The following is a 6290-nucleotide window of genomic DNA, read 5'->3' as shown; positions in this document are numbered from 1 at the left end:
ATTGGTGCAATTTCACCATTAGTAGATTTAGCTTATTTTGAAAATGATGAAGTTGCTAAAGATATTATTAATTCTAATGCAAAGGCTCTTTCCCTTGCTCTTTCTGGAGTAAGAAAAAGGTTAAAGCTATCTAGTGCTTATGTATCTTTTTTTGGAGGTCTTATCGATAAGGATACTCCATTTAGAAGGGCTTTGTTAAAAGTAATAGAAGAAACTGATAGTTCTATTACTTATCGTGATAGTATAAATGATGCAGCTACAGGTGCATTAATGCTTTCTATGAAGAAAGTAAAAAAGGAGCTTTAAAATGATTGATCTCTCTCATATGACTACAGAGACACGTAATAAGACAACTATGGGATTGAGTAAGATGACATCACTCGAGATTATTAGTGAGATGAATAGAGAGGACTCAAATGTTCCTAAGGCTATTCATGAAGTCTTGCCTGTTATTGCTGAAGTAGTTGATTGGTGTGTTGCTTCTTTAAAACAAGGAGGAAGGATTATTTATATGGGCGCAGGTACTTCTGGTCGTTTAGGCGTATTAGATGCTGCAGAGTGTCCTCCAACCTTTGGGGTTTCACCAGATATGGTAGTTGGGTTAATTGCTGGAGGCGAAAAAGCATTTATCAAAGCTATTGAGGGTGCTGAAGATAGTGTTGAATTAGGCAAAATGGATTTAATAGAGCACAACTTAACAAAAAAGGATGTGGTTATTGGAATTGCTGCTAGTGGTAGAACTCCTTATGTAATTGGAGGTCTTGAATATGCTAATTCAATTGGCTGTAATACAGCTTCTATTTCTTGTAATTTATCATCTGAAATTGGCAAGATTGCAAAAAAGAAAATAGAAGTTTTAGTTGGCCCTGAGGTATTAACAGGTTCAACACGTCTAAAGGCTGGAACTGCTCAAAAGCTAATATTGAATATGATTAGTACCGCTTCCATGGTAGGTATTGGAAAGTGCTATGAAAACCTAATGGTAGATGTCATGCAGACAAATGAAAAATTGAAGGTTAGAGCACAAAATATCTTAATGGAAGTTACTGGCATTGACCGTGAGATGGCTAAAAAGGTTTTAGAGGCTGCCGATGGACATGTTAAAACAGCAATTGTTATGGTATTAACAAATAGTAATAAAACCGAAGCAGTTTCTTTACTCAATAAAGCAGAAGGACATATATCAAGAGTTCTTGATATTGCAAAGTAATATGAATAAAAGGATTAAAGCTGCATTTGATGCATTAGCAGATGTTTTTAATCCCACTATTCCAGCTTTCATTGTTGCTGGTCTCTCATTGGGATTAGCAAATCTTTTATCTCAAGTTGTTCCTCAAATTGAGGATATTAAAGCATTAGCTTTGATTTATCATCTTCTTTTGTTGGTTAACAACTCATTTACACCCTTTTTAACTCTTTGGATTGGGTACCTTGCAACTAAAAGATTTGGAGGTACTCCAATTCTTGGAGGAATGCTTGGAATGATGACAATATTGGGTGAAATTGATCAAATTTCAAGTATTTTGAATTTATCCTCAATTTTATACCAAGGAACTGGAGGTGTAATAGCCGCTTTTATTGGTTCCTATATTCTTTCAAACATTGAAAAGTTTATAAAAAAACACATGATACCAACTTTAAATATGGTGCTAACCCCTTTGATAGCAATGATACTAACAGTATTACCATATGTATTAATTATAATGCCTATTGCAGGTTCTATATCTTCATTCCTTTGCTTAATAATGGATAAAGTAAGCTTTACTGATTCTTTAGCAATGAACATAATAGTTGGCTTTATTGCTTCTGCTATCTTTTTACCAATTAATGTTGCTGGACTGCAGCATGGAATAATTGCACTATATCCAATACAGTTAGAAAAATATGGCTTTATCACACTTTATCCAGTCTTCGCTATGGCTGGTGCAGGTCAAGTAGGAGCAGGACTTGCAATATGGTTTATATCACGAAGGGTAAAGAATCATAAGTTATCAAATATAGCATTTTCTGCAGCAATTCCAGGGACAATGGGGGTTGCTGGACCTCTTATTTACACCGTTACCTTACCTCATCCTAAAGCATTCATATCTTCCTGTTTAGGTGCTGGTATCGGTGGTGCTGTAATTAAGTGCTTTAATATTGTATCAACAGGGTGGGGCCCATCAGGAATATTAGCTTTATTTATGATGGATGGTCCAAAAGGTCCTATTTATTCAATGTTTATTTATCTTTTAGGATTAATTATTAGTGCTACTTTTGGCTTTATTCTTTCGCTATTTATTATTAAAGAAAAAGATTTATAGCAAAAATTAGAATAATGGTAAAACATTTTCAAAAGATAAAATAAATAATCTTAGTTATCTTGATAAATCTCTTACTCAATAAAACAAACGACTAATAGAGATATTAAACGCAATTTTAAGTTTTTTATTTTATTATACTCATTATACCCTTTTTATATGGGTGTAAGCTTTATTGATGGTAATGTAGAATATTTTAATGTTGAGGAATAATTGAAGTCTCTATAGAAATTATTATATTGCTGGATAACTAGAGTGTGTAAAAATTGTAAAAGATAAACTTTGCCAAGAGCAAAAAAGAAAAGAATAGCTAATCGTTGTAGTTAGCTATTTTTTCAAACATGTATCGTTTTAAACAAAATGTGCAAAAATAGGGGAAAGCGTTATTCTAAATCAGATAATGCTTAGCCATAGATATAGAAATTCATTAATAATATTTTTCCTGATAAAAAAAGAGCTTTCCTCATTAGTTATTGTTATAGGATTTTATAAATATGTTTTATCGGTTGGAGGGGGAAGAGGAAAGCTCCTACATATAATATAATTAAAGAATCAAAAGTCGTATAGTTTTTTTAATTATTTTTATTTTAAATATTTGTAGCTATTAACAGTATCGAAAATGAGTGTTAAAATATAATTGAAGGAAAATCCGGAAAATTTTGGGTCTTCAAAAACAGGGGAACTAGAATGTATTGGACTATACAGCATGCTTCAGTGCTTGATAGCATTGAGAGTAATGGAGTATTTATTCCTGATTTTGGAAAAAGTGAATTAAAGTGCCCTATGTTATGTGCTTTTGCTTTAAGGTACTTTAAACTATTTAATGAAAACTCATCAGATTTACCAGGTGTAATATTCACATTTGATAATACCTTTGAAAAGCCACTTAAATGTGTCGATGATGTAAAAGAATTTCTATCATCTACATTAAGGCATGAGACAATATTACGCCATTGTGTTACAGATGTTTTTAAATCAAATAACTATCTATTACTTTGTCTTGATGGGTATCCATCAACCATGAGGACTCTTCCTATGGATATTATGTTTTATGAGTTACTTGAAGACTATATCTCTCCTAATGGTGTAATTATTGGTGAAAACTGGATGAAGAGTAGGGTACAAGAAGCTATGCTTAGCTGGATGAGTGAAGAATTTCCTGGATGGGCACTTAATGAAAATGTCGGAAAGTCAAATATGATGCAGCGCCTTTTACCTTATATTAAGAAAAGTAATATAAGAGAAGAGTATAAGCTTAATACCATTTTGTAAGTATTTATGGTTTAATATTCTTAAGTATGAAGAAGTTGGTTGTTGGTTTTTTCATTGTATTAAGCATTTCCTTTATTTTACTTGGAATAGCAAGAAATGAAGTTGATATTATCTACAATAAGGCAATAATGATTTGTCTTGAGTGTATAGGTCTTGGAAAATGAGAAAACTAAGATTATTTGTGCAATGCTTAACTTTTGCACTTTCAAATGGATATTTAAAGGGGTTTCAAAGTGCAAAAATTTATAAAGGTGGTTTAAAGAAGTTTTGCCATCCTGGATTAAATTGCTATTCCTGTCCTGGTGCACTATTTTCTTGTCCAATTGGGGCATTACAAGCTGTATCAACTAAAGCTGGTTTTAATATTTCTTTATACGTTTTAGGATTCCTTTTTTTAATAGGAACACTCTTTGGTAGAGCTGTGTGTGGGTGGATTTGCCCTTTTGGACTTATTCAACGTTTACTATATAAAATCCCAATTAAGAATAAAAAAAAGAATTTAAAATACCATCGTGTTCTAAAGTATTTAAAATATTTAATTCTACTATTATGTGTATTGTTATTGCCTATAATTTTACTTGATGAAAATGGAATTTCATCTCCGTTTTTCTGTGAATATATATGTCCATCAGGAATGCTATTTGGTGCAATTCCCTTGACCCTTATTTCACCTTCACTTAGGTCTTTAATTGGTTCAAGATTCTTTATTAAAGGAACAATACTAGTACTAGTTATTTTCTTAAGTATTAAGTATTCAAGACCATTTTGTAAGTATGTTTGTCCACTTGGTGCACTTTATAGCTTTTTTAACCCAATTAGTGTTGTCCATTTAAAAGTTGATAACACTAAGTGCACAAGGTGCACTAAGTGTCAAAGTGTATGCCCGATGGATATTAGTGTATATAAAGATAGTAAAAGTTTAGAGTGTATTCGCTGTTTTGATTGTGTTTCAGCTTGTAAACATGATGCTATTAAAATAGAAGTTTGAATATTGCATCAACTTATTCATATGATTATTATTTGCCCATGACAGACATAGAAATTGCAAATAGTATCGAAATGAAAAAAATTGAGGATATTGCCTCAAAGCTTGGAATTGGTAGTGAGTTAATTGAAAACTATGGTCGCTACAAAGCTAAGATCGATTACACCAAGATTAACAGTGAAAAGAAGGGTAAGCTTGTTTTAGTAACAGCTATTAACCCAACTCCAGCGGGAGAGGGTAAGACTACCATCTCTATTGGACTTGCTGATGCTCTTTCAAAGAGAGGAAAAAAAGTAGCTCTTGCTTTAAGAGAACCATCACTTGGACCTGTTTTTGGTGTTAAAGGTGGTGCTGCTGGTGGTGGCTATGCACAGGTCGTACCAATGGAAGATATTAACCTTCACTTCACAGGTGATATCCATGCTATTACTGCAGCTAATAACTTAATTGCCGCTTTACTTGATAACTCAATAATGCAAGGAAACCCATTGAATATTGATCCAAGAACTGTAACTTGGAAGCGCTGTATGGATATGAATGATAGACAGCTAAGGTCTATCATTTCTGGCCTTGGTGGAAAGAGTAATGGATGCCCTAGAGAAGATGGTTTCCAGATTACAGCTGCAAGTGAGATAATGGCAACTTGCTGTCTTGCAACAGATATTTCAGATTTAAAGGAACGTCTTTCAAGACTTGTTTTAGCAAGAACCTATTCTGGTGAAGAGGTAAAGCTTAAGGATATTAATGGAGTAGGTGCTGTCTCAATTTTACTAAAAGACGCTTTAAAGCCTAATTTAGTTCAAACCTTAGAAGGAACTCCTGCATTCGTTCACCTTGGACCATTTGCAAATATTGCACATGGTTGTAATAGTGTAATTGCAACAAAGACTGCATTAAAGCTTTCTGATATTGTTGTTACTGAAGCAGGTTTTGGCGCTGATTTAGGTGCAGAAAAGTTTATTGATATTAAGTGTAGACTCACAGGATTAGCTCCTGATGCAATTGTCTTAGTTGCATCTGTTAGAGCTCTTAAATTCCATGGTGGAGTAGAAAAAGAGAATTTAGGACTTGAAAACCTTGAAGCCCTTTCAAATGGTCTTTCTAACCTTGGAAAGCATATTGATAACATTAAGAGTGTTTGGAATGTTCCAGTAACTGTAGCAATTAACCACTTTGTTAGTGATAGTGAAGCTGAGACAGCTTTAATTAATGAGTATTGTGCAACAAAGGGAGTTAAGGCATCATTTGCTGATGTTTGGTCAAATGGTGGTAACGGTGGTCTTGAGCTTGCTGATAGCCTAATCGATATCCTTGATAACACAAAGGGTGAATTACATTTTACCTATAGTGATGATGTTCCTCTTAAAGCTAAGATTGAAGCTGTTGCTAAGAGAATCTATGGTGCAAATGGTGTTGAATTTGCTCCAGGTGTTATTACTAAGCTTAAGAAAGCTGAAAAAGAAGGTTATGCCGCTTACCCTGTTTGTATTGCAAAAACTCAGTATTCACTCTCTGATGACCAGAAGAAGCTAGGTGCTCCAAGTGATTTTACCATCCATATTAGAGATATTAGGGTATCAGCAGGGGCTGGCTTTATTGTTGCATATGCAGGTGATATTATGACGATGCCTGGTCTTGCAAAGGTACCTGCTGCTAATAATATGGATATTACAGATAGTGGTGTTATTACAGGATTATTCTAAGTTGGAGGTACTTTATGGCATACATTAGAT

7 protein-coding genes are annotated in these 6290 nt (G+C 33.6%); all 7 read left to right on the top strand.

What is annotated here, in order from left to right:
* Window positions 1–306 (top strand): hypothetical protein (locus SOY52_RS02940; RefSeq protein WP_320847489.1); only part of this gene is annotated, 306 nt, incomplete at its 5' end.
* 1 nt (window position 307) lies between these two features.
* Entirely contained in the window at window positions 308–1210 is a 903-nt protein-coding gene (murQ, locus tag SOY52_RS02935) for an N-acetylmuramic acid 6-phosphate etherase (protein ID WP_320847488.1), read from the top strand.
* Between the two features lies 1 nt (window position 1211).
* Window positions 1212–2303: a PTS transporter subunit EIIC gene (locus SOY52_RS02930; protein ID WP_320847487.1), complete on the top strand. Its 1092-nt coding sequence runs from the start codon at window positions 1212–1214 to the stop codon at window positions 2301–2303.
* Between the two features lie 684 nt (window positions 2304–2987).
* A complete protein-coding gene (locus SOY52_RS02925) occupies window positions 2988–3572 on the top strand; it encodes a hypothetical protein (protein WP_320847486.1) in 585 nt (194 codons plus the stop codon).
* A gap of 26 nt (window positions 3573–3598) precedes the next feature.
* On the top strand, window positions 3599–3736 hold the full coding sequence (locus SOY52_RS02920) for a CD1871A family CXXC motif-containing protein (protein ID WP_320847485.1): 138 nt from the start codon (window positions 3599–3601) through the stop codon (window positions 3734–3736).
* Entirely contained in the window at window positions 3733–4560 is an 828-nt protein-coding gene (locus SOY52_RS02915; protein WP_320847484.1) for a 4Fe-4S binding protein, read from the top strand. The genes SOY52_RS02920 and SOY52_RS02915 overlap by 4 nt, the downstream gene beginning before the upstream one ends.
* A 38-nt stretch (window positions 4561–4598) precedes the next feature.
* Window positions 4599–6260 (top strand): formate--tetrahydrofolate ligase, encoded by a 1662-nt coding sequence (locus tag SOY52_RS02910; RefSeq protein WP_320847483.1) that lies wholly within the window; start codon window positions 4599–4601, stop codon window positions 6258–6260.
* Window positions 6261–6290 lie beyond the last annotated feature (30 nt).

Source organism: Bullifex sp. (assembly GCF_034103065.1).
Classification (GTDB): Bacteria; Spirochaetota; Spirochaetia; order Sphaerochaetales; family Sphaerochaetaceae; genus Bullifex.
The sequence above is the reverse complement of the archived record's forward strand: the minus strand, read 5'-3'. Positions and strand labels throughout refer to the sequence as shown.

Bases quoted from the DNA above. Each gene is read 5' to 3' on its own strand.
- murQ (WP_320847488.1), top strand. From the start codon at position 308: ATGATTGATCTCTCTCATATGACTACAGAGACACGTAATAAGACAACT.
- SOY52_RS02930 (WP_320847487.1), top strand. From the start codon at position 1,212: ATGAATAAAAGGATTAAAGCTGCATTTGATGCATTAGCAGATGTTTTT.
- SOY52_RS02925 (WP_320847486.1), top strand. From the start codon at position 2,988: ATGTATTGGACTATACAGCATGCTTCAGTGCTTGATAGCATTGAGAGT.
- SOY52_RS02920 (WP_320847485.1), top strand. From the start codon at position 3,599: ATGAAGAAGTTGGTTGTTGGTTTTTTCATTGTATTAAGCATTTCCTTT.
- SOY52_RS02915 (WP_320847484.1), top strand. From the start codon at position 3,733: ATGAGAAAACTAAGATTATTTGTGCAATGCTTAACTTTTGCACTTTCA.
- SOY52_RS02910 (WP_320847483.1), top strand. From the start codon at position 4,599: ATGACAGACATAGAAATTGCAAATAGTATCGAAATGAAAAAAATTGAG.